Raw genomic sequence first — 24,820 nt, forward strand, 5'->3', positions numbered from 1 at the left:
ATTACCAGGGTATTAGATAATGACAAAAAGAATTGGGTGATTTTTACCCAATAGCAGTCGCAGTATTCATGGGAGCATAAGATGAGTGATGACGTAGCGTTGCCGCTGGAATTTACCGAAGCAGCAGCGAAAAAAGTGAAAACCCTGATTGCCGACGAGGACAATCCGGATCTGAAACTGCGTGTTTATATTACCGGCGGCGGCTGTAGTGGCTTCCAGTATGGTTTTACCTTTGACGACCAGGTTAACGATGGTGATATGACTATCGAGAAACAGGGCGTCGCGCTGGTGGTTGATCCGATGAGCCTGCAATATCTGGTGGGCGGTTCAGTGGACTACACTGAAGGTCTGGAAGGTTCGCGCTTTGTGGTGACTAACCCGAATGCGACCAGCACCTGCGGGTGTGGTTCTTCATTCAGTATTTAACCTGAATGCAAATTGTAGGCCCGGTAAGCGAAGCGCCACCGGGCTTATAAACGACACCTATCTTGAATTTTCATCCAGTGCAAACGTCGGCAGCTTCAGGTGCCAGCGTATCGCCGCTAAACGGATCACCAGCGTTACCACCATCCCCAGCATCGCCGCGTTTTCCAGCGGGACAGCAAAGGTGTAATACGCCGTGGCGTGAACAATCCCCCCGATGATACAGGCCGTCGCGTAGATTTCCGTTCGCAGGATCATCGGGACTTCTCGCGCCAGAATGTCGCGAATAATCCCTCCGCCCACGCCGGTCAACACGCCCATACAGATCGCCACCAGCGGGCCAGTCCCGGCAATAAAGGCTTTATTCACGCCTATTCCCACAAAGACCGCCAGACCGACGGCATCCAGCACTGGCAATATCCATTTTGGTAGTCTGCGAGGCTGACGAACCAGCACGATGGTTAACAGGCAGGTGACCATCGCCACCACCAGATCCGTTGGATCTTTTACCCAGAATACCGGGCCGTTTGCCAGCGCCATATCGCGAATCGTTCCGCCGCCTACCGCCGTAACGACGCCGAGCACCAGTACGCCAAAAGGATCCATGCGTAGTTTTCCGGCAAGCAAAACGCCGGAGATAGCAAAAACGGCTGTGCCAAGAATATCCAGCCAATACACGAGCATCGTTAAATCCTCGAATAGGGTATTTATCTGTTTGAGTGACTCTCTGCCAGTTCGGCGCAGAGTTGTTTTGCGGCGAGGATAATACGCGGGCTGGCGCGTTCAAACCAGTCGCTGTTGAGTGCGATGACCGGAATTTTAAGCTGCCGATGCCAGAATTGTTCTATTTTAGGAATCTCGCTCGCATTTCCGACCACCACAATGGCCTGCGGTTGTCGCGCCAGAACCTGCTCACGACTGACCTGCGGCCAGGGGACCCGGCTTTCGGCAAAGATATTTTCACCTCCACAGATCTCAAGCACCTGGTTCTGGATCGAACCTTTCCCGGTAGTGAACAGCGGCTGGCTGCCAAATTGCAGAAAAACGCGTTGTTTCGGTTGCGTGCCGTATCGGGTTTTTAGCGCAGCATAGTCGTTGAGCATCTGCTGTGCAGCGTGCTCGGCGCGTTGGGGGGTAGGGCTGAAGGGCGCGAGGTCACGGAGGGTTTGCGCCACCTGTTCGATGCTCACCGCATCTACCCATTTTACCGTTATTCCCAGCGAAGAGAGCTGGTTCACCTGTCGTTCGGCATTACCACCGCGCCAGGCAAGAACCAGATCGGGCTTCAGCGCCACGATGCGTTCCAGGTTCATTCCCTGCCAGGTGGCAACCTGTTCGATTTGGGCGGCCTGCGGTGGATAATCGGAAAAGCTGCTCACCGCAACGGGCGTAATCCCGGCGGCAAACGCCAGTTCCGTATTGGCAGGGGAGAGTGTGATCACCCGCGGCGCGGCGATGAGCCAGGCCGGGGCGAGCAGAAGCAGGGCGACCAGCGCCCTGAATGACACCTTACCCACGCGCCAGTTTCTGCACCAGGGTTTCCACCATCACGGTGGACTGTTTGGCCGCAACGGCCAGGAACTCGTCGAAGCTGATGTGGGACTGCTGGTCCGCCACGTCAGAGATCGCGCGAACGACCACGAACGGCACGCTGAAGTTATGGCACACGTGCGCAATGGCCGTGGCTTCCATCTCAACGGCCACAGCCTGCGGGAAGTTATGACGGATTTTCGCCAGACCAACAGAGCCGTTGATAAAGGCATCGCCGCTGACGATCAGGCCACGCACCGCATTGAGGTTCAGCTCGTTAATGCAGCTTTCAGCGGCGGCAATCAGCTTATCATCCGCTTTAAACCCGGCCGGGCAGCCCGGAAGCTGACCATATTCGTAGCCGAATGCGGTGACATCTGCATCGTGGTAACGCGCTTCGTCGGAAACCACGATATCGCCCACTTTCAGCGTCGGCGCCAGACCGCCCGCAGAACCTGTATTAATGATAACGTCAGGCTTGCAGCGCTCAAGCAGCAGGGTCGCGCCCAGTGCCGCTGCAACTTTACCGATGCCTGATTTCAGCAGAGCCACGTCAACGCCGTTCAGCTGGCCGGTGTAGATCTCACAGCCACCAAGGGAGAGGGTCTGACGGTTCTCAATTTTGTCACGCAGCAGCGTAACTTCTTCTTCCATTGCACCAATAATGCCGATTTTCATAGATTTACTCGCGATGTGCCTTGTTAAGATGCATAGTCTATCATGCGGTTAAGGGGAAACGCATTCTCACGCGGGGGAGCACATGGCACCAATCGATTTTCGCACCAAAATTAACTGGCACCGACGTTTCCGTTCGCCGCAGGGCGATAAGAGCGAACATGAGATCCTGCGCATTTTTGAAAGCGATCGCGGACGCATCATCAATTCGCCCGCCATCCGCCGGTTACAGCAAAAAACCCAGGTGTTCCCGCTGGAGCGTAACGCCGCGGTGCGTACGCGGTTAACGCACTCCATGGAAGTGCAGCAGGTGGGGCGCTACATTGCAAAAGAGATCCTCAGCCGTCTTAAAGAGCAACGTCTGCTGGAAACCTACGGGCTGGATGAACTGACCGGGCCGTTCGAAAGCATCGTTGAGATGGCCTGCCTGATGCACGATATCGGCAATCCTCCCTTTGGTCATTTCGGCGAGGCCGCCATCAATGACTGGTTTAAACAGCGGCTTTTTCCCTCTGACGCCATAAGCCAGCCGCTCAGCGATGACCGCTGTGTGGTACGCGATTTACGCCTGCGTGAGGGCGAAGATAGCCTGAACGATCTGCGCCGCAAGGTGCGTCAGGATCTGTGTCATTTCGAAGGTAACGCGCAGGGGATCCGTCTGGTGCACTCCCTGATGCGCATGAATCTGACCTGGGCGCAGGTGGGCTGTATTCTCAAATACACGCGTCCCGCGTGGTGGATGGGGGAAACGCCTGCCACCCATAGCTACCTGATGAAAAAACCGGGCTATTACCTGTCGGAAGAAGCGTACATTGAACGGTTGCGTAAAGAACTTTCGCTAACGCCGAATGGCCGTTTTCCATTGACGTGGATTATGGAAGCGGCTGATGACATTTCTTATTGCGTGGCCGATCTGGAAGACGCAGTGGAAAAAAGAATATTCAGCGTCGAGGAGCTGTATCAGCATCTTCACGATGCCTGGGGAGAGCATGAAAAAGGTTCTCTGTTTGCACAGGTCGTCGAGAATGCCTGGGATAAATCGCGTTCAAATTCGCTGAGCCGCAGTACCGAAGATCAGTTCTTTATGTATTTGCGGGTCAATACGCTGAATAAACTGGTGCCGTATGCGGCCGCCCGTTTCATTGATAATTTGCCGATGATATTTAGCGGGGAATTTAATCACGCCCTGCTGGAAGATGAGAGCAGTTTTAGTCAGCTGCTTGAATTATATAAAAACGTGGCTGTTCGCCATGTTTTCAGCCACCCGGATGTCGAACAGCTGGAGCTGCAAGGATACCGGGTTATCAGCGGGTTGCTGGAAATTTATGGCCCGCTGCTCCAGCTGACGGTCGATGAGTTTTGCGAGCTGGTCGAAAATGAACGTGTTCGCCGCCTGCCGATTGAATCTCGTCTCTATCAGAAGCTTTCAACCCGTCACCGGCTGGCATACATTGAGGCCGTCAGTAAAATAGATCGTCATTCTTCCCAATGGCCAGTCATGGAATATTATTATCGCTGTCGTCTTATCCAGGACTATATCAGCGGGATGACAGATTTGTATGCCTGGGATGAATACCGCAAGCTTATGGCCGTTGAATAAGCCATGAGTTTTGTAAAGACGACCAATAAATTTTTACTTTTTCCATAAACTTAATCCCGGAACTAAGCGGTATAAAACGAATCTGAGTTACACAGCAATTTTGCGTTATCTGGTAAATCGAGATTGAGAAACATGAAAAAAACCACATTAGCAATGAGTGCACTGGCTCTGAGTTTAGGTTTAGCGTTGTCCCCTCTGGCGACGGCGGCCGAGACAGCTTCCTCGGCAGCGACTGCGCAGCAGATGCCAAGCCTGGCCCCGATGCTCGAAAAAGTGATGCCATCGGTGGTGAGTATTAACGTTGAGGGCAGCACAACCGTCAATACGCCGCGTATGCCGCGTAATTTCCAGCAGTTCTTCGGCGACAATTCGCCATTCTGCCAGGACGGTTCGCCATTCCAGAGCTCCCCGTTCTGTCAGGGCGGCGGCGCAGGGGATGACGGTCAGGGCGGCGGCCAGCAGCAGAAATTCATGGCACTCGGCTCGGGCGTTATTATTGATGCAGCGAAAGGCTACGTGGTGACCAATAACCACGTGGTAGATAATGCTAACACCATTAAGGTTCAGATGAGCGATGGCCGTAAATTCGATGCCAAAGTGGTCGGTAAAGACCCGCGCTCCGATATCGCACTGATTCAAATTCAGGATCCGAAGAACCTGACGGCGATTAAGCTTGCCGACTCTGACGCGCTGCGCGTGGGTGACTACACTGTCGCCATCGGTAACCCGTTTGGTCTGGGCGAAACCGTGACCTCGGGTATCGTCTCCGCGCTGGGACGTAGCGGCCTGAATGCGGAAAACTATGAAAACTTCATCCAGACGGATGCGGCCATTAACCGCGGTAACTCCGGCGGTGCGCTGGTTAACCTGAACGGTGAACTGATCGGTATCAACACCGCTATCCTGGCACCGGACGGTGGCAACATCGGTATCGGCTTTGCTATCCCGAGCAACATGGTGAAAAACCTGACTGCGCAGATGGTGCAATATGGACAGGTGAAACGCGGTGAGCTGGGTATCATGGGGACCGAGCTGAACTCCGAGCTGGCGAAAGCGATGAAAGTGGACGCTCAGCGCGGCGCATTCGTGAGCCAGGTCATGCCGAACTCTTCAGCGGCGAAAGCCGGCATTAAAGCGGGTGACGTGATCACCTCTCTGAACGGTAAACCGATCAGCAGCTTTGCCGCCCTGCGTGCGGAAGTGGGTTCTATGCCAATCGGCAGTAAAGTGACCCTCGGCCTGCTGCGTGAAGGTAAGCCAGTTAACGTGAGCCTGGAACTGCAACAGAGCAGTCAGAATCAGGTGGATTCCAGCACCATCTTCAGCGGTATTGAAGGTGCTGAGATGAGCAACAAAGGGGCAGATAAAGGCGTGGTGGTGAACAACGTGAAAGCGAACTCACCTGCTGCCCGTATCGGCCTGAAAAAAGGTGATGTGATCATGGGCGCTAACCAGCAGCCGGTGAAAAACATCGCTGAACTGCGCAAAATTCTCGACAGCAAGCCGTCCGTGCTGGCACTGAATATTCAGCGTGGTGATACCTCTATTTATCTCCTGATGCAGTAATCTTCTTAAGCCCCTGTTCGCAGGGGCTTTCTCTTTTCTGTGACCTTTCCCACAACTCCATACATCTCTCTCTGCCTTTGGGCATCTGCACAATGCAGCCTTAGCTGAACTTCCCTATGCTTGAGCTCTGCTCACGGGAGGGTTATATGGCTGGCTGGCATCTTGATACCAAAATGGCGCAGGATATCGTGGCGCGCACCATGCGAATCATCGATACCAATATCAACGTAATGGACGCCCGAGGGCGCATTATCGGCAGCGGCGATCGTGAGCGTATTGGTGAATTGCACGAAGGGGCGTTGCTGGTGCTCTCTCAGGGGCGCGTGGTCGACATTGATGACGCCGTGGCGAAACATCTGCACGGGGTCCGTCAGGGGATCAACCTGCCGCTGCGTCTGGAAGGAGAGATTGTTGGCGTTATCGGTCTGACCGGCGATCCTGAATCGCTGCGTAAATACGGCGAGCTGGTCTGCATGACGGCGGAGATGATGCTGGAGCAGTCGCGTCTGATGCACCTGCTCGCCCAGGACAGCCGCCTGCGTGAAGAGCTGGTGATGAATTTGATCCAGGCGGAGGAGCACACGCCTGCCCTGAGCGAGTGGGCGCAGCGTCTGGGTATCGACCTGAATCAGCCGCGCGTGGTCGCCGTTATTGAGGTGGATAGCGGCCAGCTTGGCGTGGACAGCGCCATGGTGGAGCTACAGCAGCTGCAAAATATGCTGGCGACGCCGGAGCGTAACAACCTGGTGGCAATCGTCTCTTTGACGGAAATGGTGGTGCTCAAGCCTGCGCTTAATCAGTTTGGTCGCTGGGACGCGGAAGATCATCGTCGCCGCGTTGAGCTGCTCATCGAGCGCATGAAGGAGAACGGACAGCTCCGTTTTCGCGTCGCGCTGGGAAATTACTTTACCGGGCCGGGAAGTATCGCCCGTTCATGGCGAACGGCGCGCACCACCATGATGGTGGGTAAACAGCGCATGCCGGAGAGCCGCAGTTATTTCTATCAGGATCTGATGCTGCCGGTCCTGCTCGACAGCCTGCGCGGTGGCTGGCAGGCCAACGAGCTGGCGCGCCCGCTGGTGCGTCTGAAAGCGATGGACAACAACGGGCTGCTGCGCCGTACGTTGCAGGCGTGGTTCCGGCATAACGTGCAGCCGCTGGCAACGTCAAAAGCGCTGTTTATTCACCGTAATACGCTGGAGTATAGGCTAAACCGGATCTCGGAACTGACGGGGCTGGATTTAGGGAATTTTGACGACCGGCTACTGCTGTATGTGGCGTTGCAGCTGGATGAACAAAGATGATGCTTTTTGCCGGCTGGCGGCTTCGCCTTACCCGGCCTACATGCGTTCGTAGGCCCGGTAAGCGAAGCGCCACCGGGCAATAAAACGGCTCATTTGTTACGCGTCAATTTCTCAAGATCAGCTTCAATTTCGCTGATCTTATGGGTAACAACACTTTCCAGGTGACGCAGGTCGTCAAGGATCTTACGTTTCAGATCGACTTCGCTGCGATCGCGCTGGCAGATTTGATCGAGTTCGTCGATAACGTAGCGCAGGTTAGGGCTGATTTCCTGTACTTCTTTATATCCCTGACCGATACCGTCAGCGACAACGGTCTTACGCTGGCGTGGGTATTTAAATTTCACGCTTTTGGCGAAGAACTCTCCTTTGTCCTTGTGAAAATAGATTTTCAAAATATCGTTATTGGCTTCCTGGCGGAGACTATAACGATCAATTTCATCAGGATTGGTAATGCCCAGACTTTTCAGATTATCGTACATAGCGGTACCCTTGATCTCAACATAACCTATGAATAATTAACGAAAAAATCTATTTTCGCCACCTTCGGATATAAAAAAAGCGGGGTTGCCCCCGCTTTTTGTTATACCCGATTAATCGATGGTGCGCAGCAGTTCATTGATGCCCACTTTACCGCGCGTTTTCGCATCCACTTTTTTCACGATGACCGCGCAGTACAGGCTGTATTTGCCATCTTTAGACGGCAGGTTGCCGGAAACCACAACGGAACCGGCTGGAACGCGGCCGTAGTGAATTTCACCGGTTTCGCGATCGTAAATACGGGTGCTCTGGCCAATGTACACGCCCATGGAGATCACAGAACCTTCTTCGACGATCACGCCTTCAACCACTTCGGAACGTGCGCCGATGAAGCAGTTGTCTTCGATGATGGTTGGGTTAGCCTGAAGTGGCTCCAGAACGCCACCAATGCCGACGCCGCCGGACAGGTGAACATTTTTACCGATCTGCGCGCAGGAGCCGACGGTAGCCCAGGTGTCCACCATGGTGCCTTCGTCAACGTAGGCGCCGATGTTCACGTAGGATGGCATCAGCACGGTGTTGCGTGCGATGAATGCCCCCTGACGAACGGCTGCCGGTGGTACTACGCGGAAGCCCTCTTTCTGGAAGCGCGCTTCGTCGTAATCCGCAAATTTCATTGGCACTTTATCGAAGTAGCGGCTTTCTGCTCCGTCGATAACCTGGTTATCGTTGATACGGAAAGAGAGCAGCACAGCTTTCTTCAGCCATTGATGAGTAACCCACTGACCGTCGATTTTTTCTGCCACGCGCAGCGCGCCGGAATCCAGCAGGGAAATAACCTGGTTTACCGCTTCACGGGTCACGGTATCCACATTTGCCGGAGTGATGTCGGCGCGACGCTCAAAAGCGGACTCAATAACGTTCTGTAACTGCTGCATTGTTTACTCTTTCCATTTCACTAAAAAACACGTCACCCTTTATCGTTTGGATTGAGGGCTGCTGTCAACCGTTGTTGCACTTCAAGTTGCAGGTCATTATTAAGGGCACGCCGGTCGGCCGTCGCGATTATAAATAAATCTTCTACTCGTTCGCCAATGGTTGTAATTCGGGCGCCGTGAAGCGAAATTCCCAGATCGGCAAAAACCTGGCCGACGCGGGCGAGCAGCCCTGGCTGGTCGAGCGCAATCAGCTCAAGGAACGATTTACGGTCGGTATGGGTCGGCAGGAAATTGACCTCGGTATCGACGGTAAAGTGGCGCAGTTTTGCTGGCTGACGTCGCGGCTGCGGAGGTTGCCAGCTGCGCTGCGTAATCGCCTGCTCGAGGCCAAAGCGTATCCCCTCATGCCTGTCCGACGACAGCGGGCTGCCATCCGGCTCCAGTACAATAAAGGTGTCCATCGCCATGCCGTCGCGGGTGGTAAAAATCTGCGCGTCGTGAACGCTCAGGTTACGCCTGTCCAGTTCGGCGCAGACCGCCGCAAACAAATAAGGCCGGTCCGGGCTCCAGATAAAGATCTCCGTTCCGCCACGCGTGGCCTGCGGGCTGAGCAGAATCATTGGTTTCGTCAGGTCGTGCTTCAGCAGATGCCGGGCGTGCCAGGCAAGCTGGTTTGGGCTGTGGCGCACAAAGTAGTTGGCGCGACAGCGCGCCCAAATCTGATGTAGTGCCTCTTCGTTAATGTTATCCATGCGCAACAGGGCAAGCGCCTGCAACTGGTGGTGGCGCACGCGCTCGCGCATATCCGGGGTGTTCTGCATCCCGCGACGCAGCTGTTTTTCGGTGGCGAAGTACAGTTCGCGCAGCAGGCTCTGCTTCCAGCTGTTCCACAGGGTTTCGTTGGTAGCGCAGATATCGGCTACCGTCAGGCAGACCAGGTAGCGCAGGCGGTTCTCCGTTTGCACTTCCTCGGCGAACTGCTTGATCACTTCCGGATCCTGAATATCACGACGCTGAGCGGTAACCGACATCAGCAGATGATGGCGAACCAGCCAGGCAATAAGCTGCGTCTCACGTGAGTTCAGGCCGTGCAGCTCGGCAAATTTCAGCACGTCCTGGGCACCGAGTACGGAGTGGTCGCCGCCGCGCCCTTTGGCGATATCATGGAACAGGGCGGCGATCAGGATCAGTTCGGGGTGAGAGAGGCGCGGCCACAAATCAACGCACAGCGGATGGCGGGATCGCGTCTCTTCTCTGGCAAAACTTTCCAGCTTCAGCATGACGCGGATCGTGTGCTCATCCACCGTATAGGCGTGAAACAGGTCGAACTGCATCTGCCCGACAATATGCGACCACTGTGGCATATAGGCCCACAATACGCTGTGTCGGTGCATCGGCAGCAGACCGCGGCTGACGGCGCCCGGATGACGAAGCATGCTCAGGAATAGCGAGCGCGCCTCCGGGATGTAACACAGCGGCTGCTTCAGATGACGCCGCGCATGGCGTAAATGGCGAAGGGTAGTGGAGTAGATCCCGGTGATCGTGCTGTTGCGCACCATGGTATAGAACATTCGCAGGATCGCTTCCGGTTCGCGGATGAACAGCGTTTCGTCGCGAAGATCGATCAGCGTGCCGCGCAGCTGAAATTCGTCATCAATCGGACGCGGTTTTTCGTCTGCCGTCAGCGCGAGGATCGCCTCATCGAACAGCTGTAACAGCATCTGGTTCAGCTCAGAGACGCGGCGAGTGACGCGGAAGAAATCCTTCATCATTTGCTCGACCGGCTCGTTGCCCTCGCCCTGGTAATTCAGGCGCTGCGCCACGCTAAGCTGCCGGTCAAACAGCAGGCGGTTATCGTAGCGGTTGACCTCCAGGTGCAGCGCAAAACGGATGCGCCAGAGCAGATGCAGGCACTCGTTGAGTTCGTTACGTTCGGCTTCGGTCAGAAAACCAAAACCGACCATTTCGTCCAGCGAGGTGGCCCCAAAATGGCGACGGGCGACCCATTGCAGCGTGTGGATATCGCGCAGGCCACCGGGGCTGCTTTTAATATCCGGTTCGAGATTATAGCTGGTGCCGTGATAGCGCTGGTGGCGCTGGTTTTGTTCTTCGACTTTCGCGGCGAAGAATTTTTCTGAAGGCCAGAAGCCGTCGCTAAAGATGTGCTTTTGCAGTTCGAGGAACAGCGCCACGTCGCCAATCAGCAGGCGGGTTTCAATTAAATTGGTGGCGACGGTCAGGTCAGATAACCCTTCCAGCAGACACTCTTCCAGCGTGCGCACGCTGTGACCCACTTCCAGCTTCACGTCCCAGAGCAGGGTCAACAGCTCACCGATTTTCTGCGCCCGATCGTCCGGCAGTTTTTTACGGCTTAAGATTAGCAGGTCGATATCAGAGAGCGGATGCAGTTCACCCCGGCCATATCCGCCGACAGCAACCAACGCGACGTCGCTCACCTGCCCGAAACCGTAGTCGATCCACAGACGTTGCAGGAGCTGGTCGATAAATTCGGTGCGCGCTTCAATGAGCTGTTCGGCTGAGACGCCTGCATCAAATGCGCTACCCAGCCAGCGATGGAAAACCGCCATATGGGATTTGATATGTGCGCAGGTCAGCTCATGCGGTGGCCAGACGCCCGGGTTATCAGGCTGGTCGGGGAGGGTGGGAAGTGCTGTGTTAGCATACTGTTCGGGTAAGAGATTACTCATCGTGCGCCACCCATAAGAAAAAGCTATCGCCATTAAAAAAGCCGGCATTCGCCGGCTTCTTATCACTCAATGTTCGTCAGTATCGCCGGGATGGTGTCATCCTTGCGCAACGTCATAATTTCGCAGCCGTTGTCTGTAACCACAATAGTATGCTCGTACTGGGCAGACAAGCTTCTGTCTTTGGTTTTTACCGTCCAGCCATCTTTCATGGTACGGATGCGGTAATCGCCCGCGTTGACCATTGGCTCAATAGTGAAGGTCATGCCCTTTTGCAGCACTACGCCACCGTCGTCTGCATCATAGTGCAGAACTTGCGGTTCTTCATGGAACACACGACCAATACCGTGACCGCAATATTCACGCACCACGGAGAAACCTTCCGCTTCCACAAACTTCTGGATTGCGGCGCCGATGGTGCGCAGGCGGATGCCTGGCTTCACCATTTTCAGCGCCAGGTAGAGGCTGTCCTGGGTGACTTTACACAGGCGCTCGCCCAGAATCGTTGGCTTGCCAACGATGAACATCTTAGAGGTGTCACCGTGGTAGTCGTCTTTAATGACGGTCACGTCGATGTTGACGATATCGCCATCTTTCAGCAGCTTCTCGTCATCCGGAATGCCGTGGCAAACCACTTCATTAATAGAGATGCAGACGGATTTTGGAAAACCGTGATAGCCAAGGCAGGCGGAGACCGCGTGCTGCTCGTTGACGATATAGTCGTTACAGATGCGATCCAGTTCGCCAGTGCTGACGCCCGGTTTCACAAACGGTTCGATCATTTCCAGCACGTCAGCGGCCAGACGACCGGCGACGCGCATCTTTTCAATTTCTTCAGGTGTCTTAATAGAGATAGCCATGTAATCTGTCCATCGGTGTCGATTTTTTCGACAATACTAGTGTAAGTGTTGTCAATGGTATCAGTCAGGCGCACCCCGTGCCAAATTGAGAATCATTAACAGCACACTCCGCCAACAATTATTGGTTTCTGGCCGTGTTTTGTGATATAAAGCGCGCCGGACTTCCGATCCATCTCAGATACACAGGCTGGACGGGAGCGACAAATCTCACTTTGTGTAACAACACACACGTATCGGCACATATTCCGGGGTGCCCTTCGGGGTCGGTAATATGGGATACGTGGAGGCATAACCCCAACTTTCAATATAGAGGTTTTAAACATGGCAACTGTTTCCATGCGCGACATGCTCAAGGCTGGTGTTCACTTCGGTCACCAGACCCGTTACTGGAACCCGAAAATGAAGCCTTTCATCTTCGGCGCACGTAACAAAGTTCACATCATCAACCTTGAGAAGACTGTACCAATGTTCAACGAAGCCCTGGCTGAGCTGAGCAAGATCTCTTCCCGTAAAGGTAAGATTCTGTTCGTTGGTACTAAGCGCGCTGCAAGCGAAGCTGTGAAAGATGCTGCTAACAGCTGCGACCAGTTCTTCGTGAACCATCGCTGGTTGGGCGGCATGCTGACCAACTGGAAAACTGTTCGTCAGTCCATCAAGCGCCTGAAAGATCTGGAAACCCAGTCTCAGGACGGTACTTTCGATAAGCTGACTAAGAAAGAAGCGCTGATGCGCACTCGTGAACTGGACAAGCTGGAAAACAGCCTGGGCGGTATCAAAGATATGGGCGGCCTGCCAGACGCGCTGTTCGTAATCGATGCAGACCACGAGCACATCGCAATCAAAGAAGCTAACAACCTGGGTATCCCGGTATTCGCTATCGTTGATACCAACTCCGATCCGGACGGTGTTGACTTCGTTATCCCGGGTAACGACGACGCAATCCGTGCTGTTAGCCTGTACCTGAGCGCTGTAGCTGCTACCGTTCGTGAAGGCCGTTCCCAGGATCTGGCTTCTCAGGCGGAAGAAAGCTTCGTAGAAGCTGAATAATAAGGTTTTACCCCTTATTAGTACCGTGTATGAATAGGGGCCCATTATCGGCCCCTTTTTTCAATTTATACTGTTTGGCTCCCGGCCGGGCAGTTCACATCTCCCGAGGATTTAAGAATGGCTGAAATTACCGCATCCCTGGTAAAAGAGCTGCGTGAGCGTACTGGCGCAGGCATGATGGATTGCAAAAAAGCGCTGACCGAAGCGAACGGCGACATCGAGCTGGCAATCGAAAACATGCGTAAATCCGGTGCGATCAAAGCAGCTAAGAAAGCAGGCAACGTTGCTGCTGACGGCGTGATCATCACCAAAATCGACGGCAACTACGGCATCATTCTGGAAGTTAACTGCCAGACTGACTTCGTTGCTAAAGATGCTGGTTTCCAGGCATTTGCTAACAAAGTTCTGGACGCAGCGGTTGCAGGCAAAATCACTGACGTTGAAGTGCTGAAAGCACAGTTCGAAGAAGAGCGTGTTGCGCTGGTTGCTAAAATCGGTGAGAACATCAACATCCGTCGCGTATCTTCCCTGGAAGGCGATGTTCTGGGCTCTTACCAGCACGGCGCGCGTATCGGTGTTCTGGTTGCGGCTAAAGGCGCTGACGAAGAGCTGGTTAAACAGCTGGCAATGCACATCGCTGCAAGCAAACCAGAATTCGTTAAGCCAGAAGACGTGTCTGCTGAAGTGGTAGAGAAAGAGTACCAGGTTCAGCTGGACATCGCGATGCAGTCTGGTAAGCCAAAAGAAATCGCAGAGAAAATGGTTGAAGGCCGCATGAAGAAATTCACCGGCGAAGTTTCTCTGACTGGCCAGCCTTTCGTAATGGATCCAAGCAAGTCTGTTGCTCAGCTGCTGAAAGAGCACAACGCTGACGTGACTGGCTTCATCCGCTTCGAAGTGGGCGAAGGCATCGAGAAAGTTGAGACTGACTTCGCAGCAGAAGTTGCTGCCATGTCCAAGCAGTCTTAATGATTGAAAAGGAGCCGCCTGAGGGCGGCTTCTTTTTGTCACCCGTCTCACGAAATCAGACAGGCTCCAGTATCGCTGTGCTGATTTGCGACATATCATGTCGCCAGAATTAACCCCATCTTAATCGTTGACAGTCTCAGGAAAGAAACATGGCTACCAATGCAAAACCCGTGTACAAACGCATTCTGCTTAAGCTGAGTGGCGAAGCGCTGCAAGGATCGGAAGGCTTCGGTATTGACGCAAGCATCCTTGATCGCATGGCACAGGAAATCAAAGAACTGGTCGAACTGGGTATTCAGGTTGGCGTGGTCATTGGCGGTGGCAACCTTTTCCGTGGTGCTGGTCTGGCGAAAGCGGGGATGAACCGCGTAGTGGGCGACCACATGGGGATGCTGGCAACCGTGATGAATGGCCTGGCGATGCGTGATGCGCTTCATCGCGCCTATGTGAACGCTCGCCTGATGTCCGCTATTCCTTTGAATGGCGTATGCGATAACTACAGCTGGGCAGAGGCTATCAGCCTGCTGCGCAACAACCGCGTGGTGATCCTCTCCGCCGGTACGGGTAACCCGTTCTTTACCACCGATTCCGCAGCCTGCCTGCGCGGTATCGAAATCGAAGCCGATGTGGTGCTGAAAGCGACCAAAGTAGATGGCGTGTTTACTGCCGACCCGGCAAAAGATCCTTCAGCGACCATGTACGATCAGCTGAGCTACAGCGAAGTGCTGGATAAAGAGCTGAAAGTGATGGATCTTGCCGCCTTTACGCTTGCTCGCGACCATAAACTGCCGATCCGTGTTTTCAACATGAACAAGCCTGGCGCGCTGCGTCGCGTCGTGATGGGCGAAAAAGAAGGCACTTTGATCACGGAATAATTTCCGTCGGCGATAAATACAGGTAAGATTCCGCTTTACTTTGTAGTGGTATCTTACCTGGACGCGCCTTTGGCGCTGTCATGAATTAAACGCGACTATACTTAGCACACCTGTAGCGCTGTGCTGGCGGATAGTCTGCCTGAGACAAGTTTTCAAGGATTCGTATCGTGATTAACGACATCAGAAAAGATGCTGAAGTACGCATGGACAAATGCGTAGAAGCGTTCAAAAACCAAATCAGCAAAATCCGTACTGGCCGTGCTTCCCCAAGCCTGCTGGATGGCATCATCGTAGAATACTACGGTACGCCTACGCCACTGCGTCAACTGGCGAGCGTGACGGTAGAAGATACCCGTACCCTGAAAATCAACGTGTTCGATCGCTCAATGAGCCCGGCCGTTGAAAAAGCGATCATGGCATCTGACCTGGGTCTGAACCCAAGCTCAGCGGGCGCGGATATTCGCGTTCCACTGCCTCCGCTGACGGAAGAGCGTCGTAAAGACCTGATCAAAGTCGTTCGCGGTGAAGCAGAGCAGGGTCGCGTTTCCGTGCGTAACGTGCGTCGCGATGCGAACGATAAAGTGAAAGCCCTGCTGAAAGAAAAAGAGATCAGCGAAGATGACGATCGTCGTTCTCAGGACGACATTCAGAAAATGACCGACGCGGCGATCAAGAAAATTGATGCGGCGCTGGCAGAAAAAGAAGCGGAACTGATGCAGTTCTGATTTTCGCTATACACTGATAAACGCCGTTCAGAAGGACATTGAGTCTTGCTGGCGGCGTTTTGCTTTTATCTGGTCTAACTTTTGGGCATCTCATGAAGCATCTCACTCTCCTCGGCTCGACCGGCTCTATCGGTTGCAGCACTCTCGACGTCGTACGTCATAATCCCGACAGCTACACCGTGACCGCACTTGTGGCCGGAAAAAACGTGCAGCGAATGGTCGAACAGTGCATGGAGTTTACCCCTCGTTTTGCGGTGATGGATGATGAAGAGAGCGCCCGCCAGGTGAAAGCGCTGTTGCAGGAGAAGGGCTGTCGTACCGAAGTGCTCAGCGGGCAACAGGCGGCTTGCGATATGGCCTCGCTTGATGAAGTTGATCAGGTAATGGCGGCAATCGTCGGGGCGGCGGGTCTTCTGCCGACGCTTGCCGCTATTGATGCGGGAAAAGATGTTCTGCTTGCAAATAAAGAGTCGCTGGTCACCTGCGGACGCCTTTTTATGGAGGCGGTAAAACAGCGTGGGGCGCGTCTTTTGCCGGTCGATAGCGAGCACAACGCGATTTTTCAGAGTTTACCCCAACCTTTTCAACAAAACCTGGGGTACGCTGACCTGGAGCAGAATGGCGTTGTGTCGATTCTGCTTACCGGGTCTGGTGGCCCGTTCCGTGAAACGCCACTGTCTGAATTGAGCGCAATGACGCCGGATCAGGCGTGTCGTCATCCGAATTGGTCAATGGGGCGTAAGATCTCCGTCGATTCGGCCACCATGATGAATAAAGGTCTGGAATACATTGAAGCTCGCTGGCTGTTCAATGCGTCGGCGAAACAGATGGAAGTGCTGATCCACCCGCAGTCGGTGATTCACTCTATGGTGCGCTATCAGGACGGCAGCGTGCTGGCCCAGTTGGGCGAGCCGGATATGCGTACGCCTATTGCTCATACGATGGCGTGGCCAAACCGCGTAAAATCGGGCGTTAAGCCTCTCGATTTTTGCAAGCTGAGTTCACTGACGTTTAGCGAGCCTGATTACGACCGTTATCCCTGCCTGAAACTGGCGATGACGGCCTTCGATCAGGGGCAGGCGGCGACAACGGCGCTTAATGCAGCCAATGAAGTGACCGTTGAAGCATTCCTGAATCAGCAGATCCGCTTTACTGATATAGCCGCGTTGAATTTATCCGTGCTGGAGATGATGGATTTGCGTGAGCCGCAGAGTGTGGAAGAGGTGCTGGCCGTGGATGAACAGGCACGTATTGTTGCGCGTAAACAGGTGACACGTCTCGCAAGCTGGTGATAAAGCAAGCACTAGTCGTCGTGCTATTTGTTAGCGTTGGGCTTCAGTGATATAGTCTGCGCCACCTGATCGCAGGTATTTGGCTTTAAGTGGTCAGGTAAGCCGTGGTATGACACGGCTTTTTTATGTATAGGCTTCAGTATTCCTGTGTACCGTTAAATCCTTTCAGGGACTAAAAACGCGTTATGTTGTCTGCGAATCAACCAATAAGCGAAAACTTGCCAGCACATGGCTGTCGCCATGTTGCAATCATCATGGATGGCAATGGCCGCTGGGCGAAAAGACAAGGGAAGATACGAGCCTTTGGGCATAAAGCCGGGGCGAAATCTGTTCGCCGCGCCGTTTCTTTTGCCGCCAATAACGGCATTGATGCGTTAACGCTCTATGCTTTTAGCAGTGAAAACTGGAATCGACCTGCGCAAGAAGTGACTGCGTTGATGGAACTGTTCGTGTGGGCGCTCGATAGTGAAGTAAAAAGCCTGCACCGCCACAACGTCCGCTTGCGTATTATTGGCGAAACCAGTCGTTTTAACTCACGTTTGCAGGAACGGATTCGCAAAGCTGAAGCGCTGACGGAAAATAATACCGGCCTGACGCTCAATATCGCGGCGAATTACGGCGGACGCTGGGATATTATCCAGGGGGTTCGGCATTTGGCTGAGCAGGTTCAGGAAGGGCTGTTAAGACCCGACCAGATAGATGAAGAGGCGCTGAGTCAGCAAATCTGCATGAATGAACTGGCTCCCGTGGATTTGGTTATAAGGACAGGGGGGGAGCATCGCATAAGTAACTTTTTGCTGTGGCAAATTGCCTACGCTGAACTTTACTTTACGGATGTTCTTTGGCCAGATTTTGATGAACAAGACTTTGAAGGTGCGCTGCATGCCTTTGCCAATCGAGAGCGTCGTTTCGGCGGCACCGAGCCTGGTGGCGATAACGCCTGATGGGGGTAGCTTTTGCTGAAGTATCGCCTGATTTCCGCTTTTGTATTAATACCCGTCGTTATCGCAGCGCTGTTTTTACTGCCTCCGGTGGGATTCGCTATTGTTACGCTGGTGGTGTGTATGCTCGCCGCGTGGGAATGGGGGCAGCTTAGCGGCTTTACCTCGCGCACTCAGCGGGTATGGCTGGCGGTACTCTGTGGTTTTTTACTGGCCCTGATGCTGTATACCTTGCCTGAATATCATCACGATGTTCACCAGCCGCTGGTTGCCGGATCCTTATGGATATCGCTGGCCTGGTGGATTGCTGCGCTTGTTTTAGTGCTTTTCTACCCGGGCTCTGCGGCGATCTGGCGTAACTCTAAAGTGTTGCGCCTTATTTTTGGTCTGCTCACGATTGTTCCGTTCTTCTGGGGTATGGTTGCGCTGCGCGCCTGGCACTATGACGAAAACCACTACAGCGGCGCAATATGGCTGCTTTATGTGATGATTCTCGTCTGGGGGGCTGACTCCGGAGCCTATATGTTTGGTAAACTGTTTGGCAAACATAAACTGGCGCCAAAGGTTTCTCCGGGCAAAACCTGGCAAGGCTTCATCGGCGGCCTGTTTACGGCAGCGATTATCTCCTGGGGCTATGGCGTCTGGGCGAATCTTGAGGTTGCCCCCTCCACGCTGCTGGTATGTTCGATTTTCGCGGCGCTGGCATCGGTACTGGGTGATTTAACCGAGAGCATGTTTAAGCGTGAAGCAGGGATTAAGGACAGTGGTCACCTGATTCCAGGACATGGCGGAATACTGGATCGCATTGACAGCCTTACCGCGGCTGTTCCCGTATTTGCTTGCCTGCTTTTACTGGTGTTTGGGACGATATAACGGAAGGTTTTATGCTGAGCATTCTCTGGAATCTGGCGGCGTTCATTGTTGCATTGGGTGTACTGATTACCGTGCATGAATTTGGCCATTTCTGGGTTGCCCGGCGCTGTGGTGTGCGGGTAGAGCGATTCTCGATTGGCTTTGGCAAATCGCTCTGGAAGCGCACCGATAAGCATGGCACCGAGTTTGTCATTGCTCTGATCCCCCTGGGCGGTTATGTCAAAATGCTCGACGAACGCGTTGAGCCTGTCGCCCCGGAACTTCGACATAGCGCGTTCAACAATAAAACTGTTGGCCAACGTGCTGCCATCATCGCTGCCGGACCGGTAGCCAATTTCATCTTCGCTATCTTCGCCTACTGGCTGGTGTTTATTATCGGCGTGCCTGGCGTACGCCCGGTTGTGGGTGAAATCACCACGGGTTCCATTGCGGCAACGGCGCAAATTACACCGGGAATGGAACTTAAAGCGATTGATGGTATCGAAACCCCTGATTGGGATGCCGTGAGGTTACAACTGGTTGCGAAAATCGGTGATGAGCAGACAACCGTCAGCGTATCGCCTTTTGGTTCCGACCAGCGGCAGGAAAAAGTGCTGGATTTACGCCACTGGCGCTTTGAGCCAGACAAAGAGGATCCAGTCGCTACACTGGGGATTCGCCCGCGCAGCGCGCAGATCGAGCCGGTGTTAGCCGAAGTACAGTCTAATTCGGCAGCGAGTAAAGCAGGTTTACAAGCGGGTGACAGGATCGTTAAAGTCGATGGTCAGCCATTAACACAATGGATGACCTTTGTTACTCTGGTGCGCGATAATCCAGGCAAGCCGCTCGCGCTGGAAGTGGAAAGGCAGGGGAGTTCGCTCTCACTGACCCTCACCCCGGATACCAAATCGGGCGGCGGTAAGGCGGAAGGGTTTGCCGGCGTTGTGCCGAAAGTGATCCCACTGCCAGATGAGTACAAGACAATACGCCAGTATGGGCCGTTTAGCGCCATCGTTGAGGCCACGGATAAAACATGGCAGCTGATGAAGCTTACGGTCAACATGTTGGGGAAATTGATAACCGGTGATGTGAAACTGAACAACCTCAGTGGGCCAATTTCGATTGCTCAGGGGGCTGGGATGTCAGCGGAGTTCGGGGTGATTTACTATCTCATGTTCCTTGCGCTGATTAGCGTGAACCTGGGGATAATCAACCTGTTCCCGCTTCCCGTATTAGATGGGGGCCATCTGCTGTTTTTAGCGATTGAAAAGCTAAAAGGCGGACCGGTATCCGAGCGAGTTCAAGACTTTAGTTATCGCATTGGCTCGATTTTGCTGGTGCTGTTAATGGGGCTTGCACTTTTCAATGATTTCTCTCGGTTGTAAGAGAGTTAGTTAGGAAGAACGCATAATAACGATGGCGATGAAAAAGTTGCTCATAGCGTCGCTGCTGTTTAGCAGCGCGACCGTATACGGTGCTGACGGGTTCGTAGTGAAAGATATTCATTTCGAAGGCCTTCAGCGTGTCGCCGTTGGTGCGGCCCTCCTCAGTATGCCTGTGCGCCCCGGCGATACGGTTAATGATGAAGATATCAGTAACACCATCCGTGCTCTGTTTGCCACTGGCAACTTTGAGGACGTCCGCGTCCTGCGCGATGGTGATACGCTGGTGGTTCAGGTAAAAGAACGTCCAACGATTGCCAGCATCACTTTCTCCGGCAACAAGTCGGTGAAAGATGACATGCTCAAGCAGAACCTTGAGGCATCGGGTGTTCGTGTGGGGGAATCTCTGGACCGCACAACCCTTGCAGACATTGAAAAAGGTCTGGAAGATTTCTATTACAGCGTCGGTAAATACAGCGCGAGCGTTAAAGCGGTTGTTACACCGCTGCCACGTAACCGTGTTGACCTGAAACTGGTCTTCCAGGAAGGTGTTTCTGCGAAGATCCAGCAGATCAACATCGTGGGTAACCACGCGTTCAGCACCGACGAATTGATCTCCAACTTCCAGCTGCGTGACGAAGTGCCGTGGTGGAACGTGGTAGGCGATCGTAAATACCAGAAACAGAAACTGGCGGGTGACCTTGAAACCCTGCGCAGCTACTATCTGGATCGCGGTTACGCCCGTTTCAACATCGATTCAACTCAGGTGAGTCTGACTCCGGACAAGAAAGGTATCTACATTACCGTTAACATCACAGAAGGCGATAAATACACGCTTTCAGGTGTTGAAGTCAGCGGCAACCTGGCAGGACATTCTGCTGAAATTGAATCTCTGACCAAAATTCAGCCGGGCGATCTTTATAGCGGATCTAAAGTCACCAAAATGGAAGACAGCATTAAGAAGCTGCTCGGCCGTTATGGTTATGCGTATCCGCGTGTGCAAACGCAGCCGGAAATTAACGACGCGGATAAGACTGTTAAGCTTCACGTTAACGTTGATGCGGGCAACCGTTTCTACGTGCGTAAAATCCGCTTCGAAGGTAACGATACCTCTAAAGACTCCGTTCTGCGCCGTGAAATGCGCCAGATGGAAGGGGCATGGCTGGGAAGCGATCTGGTCGACCAGGGTAAAGAGCGTCTGAACCGTCTGGGCTACTTCGAAACGGTCGATACCGATACTCAGCGTGTACCAGGTCGTCCGGATCAGGTGGATGTTGTTTATAAAGTTAAAGAACGTAATACCGGTAGTTTCAACTTCGGTATTGGTTACGGTACTGAAAGTGGCGTGAGCTTCCAGGTCGGCGTTCAGCAGGATAACTGGCTGGGTACGGGTTACTCTGTCGGTATCAACGGGACGAAAAACGACTACCAGACCTACTCTGAGTTCTCCGTTACCAACCCATACTTCACCGTGGACGGTGTAAGCCTGGGTGGTCGTATCTTCTATAACGACTTTAAAGCAGACGACGCGGACCTCTCCTCGTATACCAACAAGAGTTACGGTCTGGATGGTACGCTCGGCTTCCCGGTTAACGAATACAACACCCTGCGTGCAGGTTTAGGGTACGTGCATAACGACCTGTCTAACATGCAACCGCAGGTGGCGATGTGGCGTTACCTGGACTCCATCGGTCAGTCTGCAAGTACGTCCAGCGATGACAACGGTTTCGCCGCGGATGACTTCACCTTCAACTACGGTTGGACCTACAACCGTCTTGACCGTGGCTACTTCCCGACGGAAGGTTCACGCGTTAACCTGAACGGTAAGGTGACGATCCCGGGCTCGGATAACGAGTTCTACAAGGTCACTCTGGATACGGCGTCCTACTTCCCAATTGATGACGACCACAAGTGGGTCGTACTGGGTCGTACCCGCTGGGGCTATGGTGACGGTATCGGAAGCAAAGAGCTGCCGTTCTATGAGAACTTCTACGCCGGTGGTTCAAGCACCGTTCGTGGCTTCCAGTCCAATAACATTGGTCCGAAAGCGGTTTACTACGGCGGTAATGACGAAGATAACTGCGCAAGCCGCGATTCAAAACAAGTCTGTAGCTCTGATGATGCGGTAGGCGGTAACGCCATGGCCGTGGCGAGCCTCGAGTTCATCACGCCGACGCCGTTTATCAGTGATAAGTACGCGAACTCTGTCCGTACCTCCTTCTTTATGGATGCAGGTACGGTGTGGGATACCAACTGGGAGAATACCGCCCAGATGCGTGCAGCGGGCGTTCCGGACTACAGCGATCCGGGCAACATTCGCATGTCCGCAGGTATCGCATTACAATGGATGTCACCGCTGGGGCCGTTGGTCTTCTCCTACGCCCAGCCGTTCAAGAAATACGATGGAGACAAAGCGGAGCAGTTCCAGTTTAACATTGGTAAAACCTGGTAATAATCCGCTGCAATGGAATGCGTTGGCAGTGTAGCGCTGACAACCGGCGATCGGTAAAACGGTCGCCTTGCCACGCAAAGAACGGCACCCCTCGGGTGCCAATGGGATGGTAAGGAGTTAATTGTGAAAAAGTGGTTATTAGCTGCAGGTCTCGGTTTAGCGATGGCAACTTCTGCTCAGGCAGCGGACAAAATTGCAATCGTCAACATGGGTAATTTGTTCCAGCAGGTTGCACAGAAAACGGGCGTTTCTGCAACGCTGGAAAACGAATTCAAAGGCCGTGCGAGCGAACTGCAACGTATGGAAGGTGATCTTCAGTCCAAGATGCAGCGTTTACAGCGTGATGGTTCTACCATGAAAGCGAGCGAGCGCAGCAAACTGGAAAAAGACGTCATGTCTCAGCGCCAGACCTTCTCTCAGAAAGCGCAGGCTTTCGAGCAGGATCGTCAGCGTCGTTCTAACGAAGAGCGTGGCAAGCTGGTGACGCGTATTCAGTCTGCCGTTAAAGCAGTAGCAGCCGATCAGAGTATCGATCTGGTTGTTGATGCGAACGCCGTTGCATTCAACAGCAGCGATGTTAAAGACATCACCGCTGATGTTCTGAAACAGGTTAAATAAGTAATGCCTTCAATTCGACTGGCTGATTTAGCTCAGCAGTTGGATGCAGAATTACACGGTGATGGCGATATCGTCATCACCGCTGTTGCGTCCATGCAATCTGCTAAAGCAGGCACTATTACCTTCATGGTAAGCCCTAAGTACCGTGAACACCTGGCTCAGTGCCAGGCGTCTGCCGTTGTTCTGACGCAGGACGATCTTCCGTTTGCCACTAACGCTGCACTGGTAGTGAAAAATCCCTACCTGACCTATGCACGCATGGCCCAAATTCTTGATACCACGCCGCAGCCGGCGCAGAACATTGCAGCCAGCGCTGCGATTGATCCAACGGCTCAGCTGGGTAACAACGTGGCAGTCGGCGCAAACGCCGTTATCGAATCCGGCGTTGTGCTGGGTGATAACGTGGTGATTGGGCCAGGCTGCTTTGTTGGAAAAAATACGAAAATTGGCGCAGGGACTCGGCTGTGGGCCAATGTTTCTGTCTACCATGAGGTTGAGATTGGCGAGAATTGCCTCGTACAGTCCAGCACGGTGATTGGTTCTGACGGATTCGGTTACGCCAACGATCGGGGTAACTGGGTTAAGATCCCGCAGCTGGGTCGCGTGATTATCGGCGATCGCGTTGAGATCGGCGCTTGCACAACCATTGACCGTGGTGCACTTGACGACACCATTATTGGTAACGGTGTTATCATAGACAACCAGTGCCAGATTGCACATAACGTTGTGATTGGCGACAATACCGCAGTTGCGGGTGGTGTTATCATGGCAGGCAGCCTGAAAATAGGCCGTTACTGCATGATAGGCGGTGCCAGCGTGATCAATGGCCATATGGAAATATGCGACAAAGTCACGGTGACGGGGATGGGTATGGTGATGCGTCCCATCACTGAGCCCGGCGTTTATTCCTCCGGTATCCCGCTGCAACCGAACAAGGTATGGCGTAAAACAGCTGCACTGGTGATGAATATTGATGATATGAGCAAGCGACTCAAAGCGATTGAGCGCAAAATCGATCAACAAGACTAAGCGTTCATCCATTTAACGCTAAATTTCCCGGCCTGTCGGCTTTGTTTATAAACCGGCAGGCCGTGTTATTATTGCTACTTAGTACATTTGACAGGAAGAGTATTTTGACTACTGACACTCATACTCTGCATATTGAAGAGATTTTAGAACTTCTGCCGCACCGCTACCCGTTTTTACTGGTAGACCGTGTGCTGGATTTTGAAGAAGGTCGTTTTCTGCGCGCAGTGAAAAATGTCTCCGTTAACGAGCCGTTCTTCCAGGGGCACTTCCCTGGTAAACCTATCTTCCCGGGTGTGTTGATCCTGGAAGCGATGGCACAGGCTACCGGTATTCTGGCGTTTAAAAGCGTAGGTAAACTGGAGCCGGGTGAACTCTATTACTTCGCGGGTATCGATGAGGCGCGCTTCAAGCGTCCGGTCGTGCCTGGTGATCAAATGATCATGGAAGTCACTTTTGAAAAAACGCGTCGCGGCCTGACTCGCTTCAAAGGCGTAGCTATGGTTGACGGCAAAGTTGTTTGCGAAGCGACAATGATGTGTGCGCGTAGCCGGGAGGCCTGA

General features: G+C 53.4%; 23 protein-coding genes. 16 read left to right on the forward strand and 7 right to left on the reverse strand.

Annotated elements, in window-relative coordinates:
• The first annotated feature begins 81 nt into the window (after positions 1-81).
• A complete protein-coding gene (erpA, locus tag HWQ15_RS12425) occupies positions 82-426 on the forward strand; it encodes an iron-sulfur cluster insertion protein ErpA (protein WP_003856230.1) in 345 nt (114 codons plus the stop codon).
• Between the two features lie 57 nt (positions 427-483).
• Here the strand turns inward: erpA and HWQ15_RS12430 are convergent, their stop codons facing one another.
• Genes HWQ15_RS12430 through mtnN form a run of 3 tightly spaced genes read right to left on the reverse strand, consistent with a single transcriptional unit; the run spans position 484 to position 2,631 of the window.
• Entirely contained in the window at positions 484-1,107 is a 624-nt protein-coding gene (locus tag HWQ15_RS12430) for a TRIC cation channel family protein (protein ID WP_003856227.1), read from the reverse strand.
• A gap of 23 nt (positions 1,108-1,130) precedes the next feature.
• Positions 1,131-1,940, reverse strand: a complete 810-nt coding sequence (gene btuF / locus HWQ15_RS12435; protein ID WP_022647099.1) for a vitamin B12 ABC transporter substrate-binding protein BtuF — start codon at positions 1,938-1,940, stop codon at positions 1,131-1,133.
• Entirely contained in the window at positions 1,933-2,631 is a 699-nt protein-coding gene (mtnN, locus tag HWQ15_RS12440) for a 5'-methylthioadenosine/S-adenosylhomocysteine nucleosidase (protein WP_003856223.1), read from the reverse strand. The genes btuF and mtnN overlap by 8 nt, the downstream gene beginning before the upstream one ends.
• A gap of 82 nt (positions 2,632-2,713) precedes the next feature.
• On the opposite strand from mtnN, the gene dgt reads away from it, so the two are divergent.
• The 3 genes from dgt to HWQ15_RS12455 all read left to right on the forward strand — a co-directional run bounded on the left by dgt (position 2,714) and on the right by HWQ15_RS12455 (position 7,098).
• A complete protein-coding gene (gene dgt, locus HWQ15_RS12445; RefSeq protein WP_023299363.1) occupies positions 2,714-4,228 on the forward strand; it encodes a dGTPase in 1,515 nt (504 codons plus the stop codon).
• Positions 4,229-4,360: 132 nt separating this feature from the next.
• Positions 4,361-5,794: a serine endoprotease DegP gene (gene degP / locus HWQ15_RS12450; RefSeq protein ID WP_022647101.1), complete on the forward strand. Its 1,434-nt coding sequence runs from the start codon at positions 4,361-4,363 to the stop codon at positions 5,792-5,794.
• A 146-nt stretch (positions 5,795-5,940) separates the two neighbouring features.
• Positions 5,941-7,098 (forward strand): CdaR family transcriptional regulator, encoded by a 1,158-nt coding sequence (locus HWQ15_RS12455; protein WP_003856217.1) that lies wholly within the window; start codon positions 5,941-5,943, stop codon positions 7,096-7,098.
• 89 nt (positions 7,099-7,187) lie between these two features.
• On the opposite strand, the gene HWQ15_RS12460 is transcribed toward HWQ15_RS12455, so the two are convergent.
• The 4 genes from HWQ15_RS12460 to map form a co-directional block, all read right to left on the reverse strand.
• Positions 7,188-7,577 carry a DUF3461 family protein gene (locus HWQ15_RS12460; RefSeq protein ID WP_022647102.1) on the reverse strand — a complete coding sequence of 130 codons (390 nt, stop codon included), beginning with the start codon at positions 7,575-7,577 and terminating at the stop codon, positions 7,188-7,190.
• Positions 7,578-7,688: 111 nt separating this feature from the next.
• Complete coding sequence (gene dapD, locus HWQ15_RS12465) at positions 7,689-8,513, reverse strand: 2,3,4,5-tetrahydropyridine-2,6-dicarboxylate N-succinyltransferase (protein ID WP_003856214.1); 825 nt, start codon at positions 8,511-8,513, stop codon at positions 7,689-7,691.
• Positions 8,514-8,545: 32 nt separating this feature from the next.
• Positions 8,546-11,221, reverse strand: a complete 2,676-nt coding sequence (gene glnD / locus HWQ15_RS12470; RefSeq protein ID WP_063148831.1) for a bifunctional uridylyltransferase/uridylyl-removing protein GlnD — start codon at positions 11,219-11,221, stop codon at positions 8,546-8,548.
• 62 nt (positions 11,222-11,283) lie between these two features.
• Complete coding sequence (gene map / locus HWQ15_RS12475; RefSeq protein ID WP_022647104.1) at positions 11,284-12,078, reverse strand: type I methionyl aminopeptidase; 795 nt, start codon at positions 12,076-12,078, stop codon at positions 11,284-11,286.
• A gap of 321 nt (positions 12,079-12,399) precedes the next feature.
• Between map and rpsB the strand changes: the two genes are divergently transcribed.
• The 12 genes from rpsB (at position 12,400) to fabZ (ending at position 24,820) form a co-directional block, all read left to right on the forward strand.
• Positions 12,400-13,125 carry a 30S ribosomal protein S2 gene (rpsB, locus tag HWQ15_RS12480; RefSeq protein WP_022647105.1) on the forward strand — a complete coding sequence of 242 codons (726 nt, stop codon included), beginning with the start codon at positions 12,400-12,402 and terminating at the stop codon, positions 13,123-13,125.
• Positions 13,126-13,242: 117 nt separating this feature from the next.
• Positions 13,243-14,094, forward strand: coding sequence for a translation elongation factor Ts (gene tsf, locus HWQ15_RS12485; RefSeq protein WP_015572722.1), 852 nt, complete (start codon positions 13,243-13,245; stop codon positions 14,092-14,094).
• 149 nt (positions 14,095-14,243) lie between these two features.
• The gene (gene pyrH / locus HWQ15_RS12490; RefSeq protein WP_008501910.1) at positions 14,244-14,969 is read left to right on the forward strand and encodes a UMP kinase; all 726 of its coding nucleotides are present in this window, start codon (positions 14,244-14,246) and stop codon (positions 14,967-14,969) included.
• Positions 14,970-15,136: 167 nt separating this feature from the next.
• A complete protein-coding gene (gene frr / locus HWQ15_RS12495; protein ID WP_003856180.1) occupies positions 15,137-15,694 on the forward strand; it encodes a ribosome recycling factor in 558 nt (185 codons plus the stop codon).
• 92 nt (positions 15,695-15,786) lie between these two features.
• Positions 15,787-16,986 carry a 1-deoxy-D-xylulose-5-phosphate reductoisomerase gene (gene ispC, locus HWQ15_RS12500; RefSeq protein WP_023299367.1) on the forward strand — a complete coding sequence of 400 codons (1,200 nt, stop codon included), beginning with the start codon at positions 15,787-15,789 and terminating at the stop codon, positions 16,984-16,986.
• Positions 16,987-17,171: 185 nt separating this feature from the next.
• Positions 17,172-17,930 carry a (2E,6E)-farnesyl-diphosphate-specific ditrans,polycis-undecaprenyl-diphosphate synthase gene (ispU, locus tag HWQ15_RS12505; protein WP_003856176.1) on the forward strand — a complete coding sequence of 253 codons (759 nt, stop codon included), beginning with the start codon at positions 17,172-17,174 and terminating at the stop codon, positions 17,928-17,930.
• Between the two features lie 12 nt (positions 17,931-17,942).
• On the forward strand, positions 17,943-18,800 hold the full coding sequence (cdsA, locus tag HWQ15_RS12510) for a phosphatidate cytidylyltransferase (RefSeq protein WP_003856175.1): 858 nt from the start codon (positions 17,943-17,945) through the stop codon (positions 18,798-18,800).
• An 11-nt stretch (positions 18,801-18,811) separates the two neighbouring features.
• Entirely contained in the window at positions 18,812-20,164 is a 1,353-nt protein-coding gene (rseP, locus tag HWQ15_RS12515; protein WP_022647108.1) for a sigma E protease regulator RseP, read from the forward strand.
• A gap of 31 nt (positions 20,165-20,195) precedes the next feature.
• Positions 20,196-22,613 (forward strand): outer membrane protein assembly factor BamA, encoded by a 2,418-nt coding sequence (gene bamA, locus HWQ15_RS12520; RefSeq protein ID WP_022647109.1) that lies wholly within the window; start codon positions 20,196-20,198, stop codon positions 22,611-22,613.
• Positions 22,614-22,736: 123 nt separating this feature from the next.
• Positions 22,737-23,231: a molecular chaperone Skp gene (gene skp, locus HWQ15_RS12525; RefSeq protein WP_006810039.1), complete on the forward strand. Its 495-nt coding sequence runs from the start codon at positions 22,737-22,739 to the stop codon at positions 23,229-23,231.
• Between the two features lie 3 nt (positions 23,232-23,234).
• Complete coding sequence (gene lpxD / locus HWQ15_RS12530; RefSeq protein WP_022647110.1) at positions 23,235-24,260, forward strand: UDP-3-O-(3-hydroxymyristoyl)glucosamine N-acyltransferase; 1,026 nt, start codon at positions 23,235-23,237, stop codon at positions 24,258-24,260.
• A 104-nt stretch (positions 24,261-24,364) separates the two neighbouring features.
• A complete protein-coding gene (gene fabZ, locus HWQ15_RS12535; protein WP_003856165.1) occupies positions 24,365-24,820 on the forward strand; it encodes a 3-hydroxyacyl-ACP dehydratase FabZ in 456 nt (151 codons plus the stop codon).

This window comes from Enterobacter sp. DSM 30060 (genome assembly GCF_013375955.1).
Lineage (GTDB): Bacteria > Pseudomonadota > Gammaproteobacteria > Enterobacterales > Enterobacteriaceae > Enterobacter > Enterobacter intestinihominis.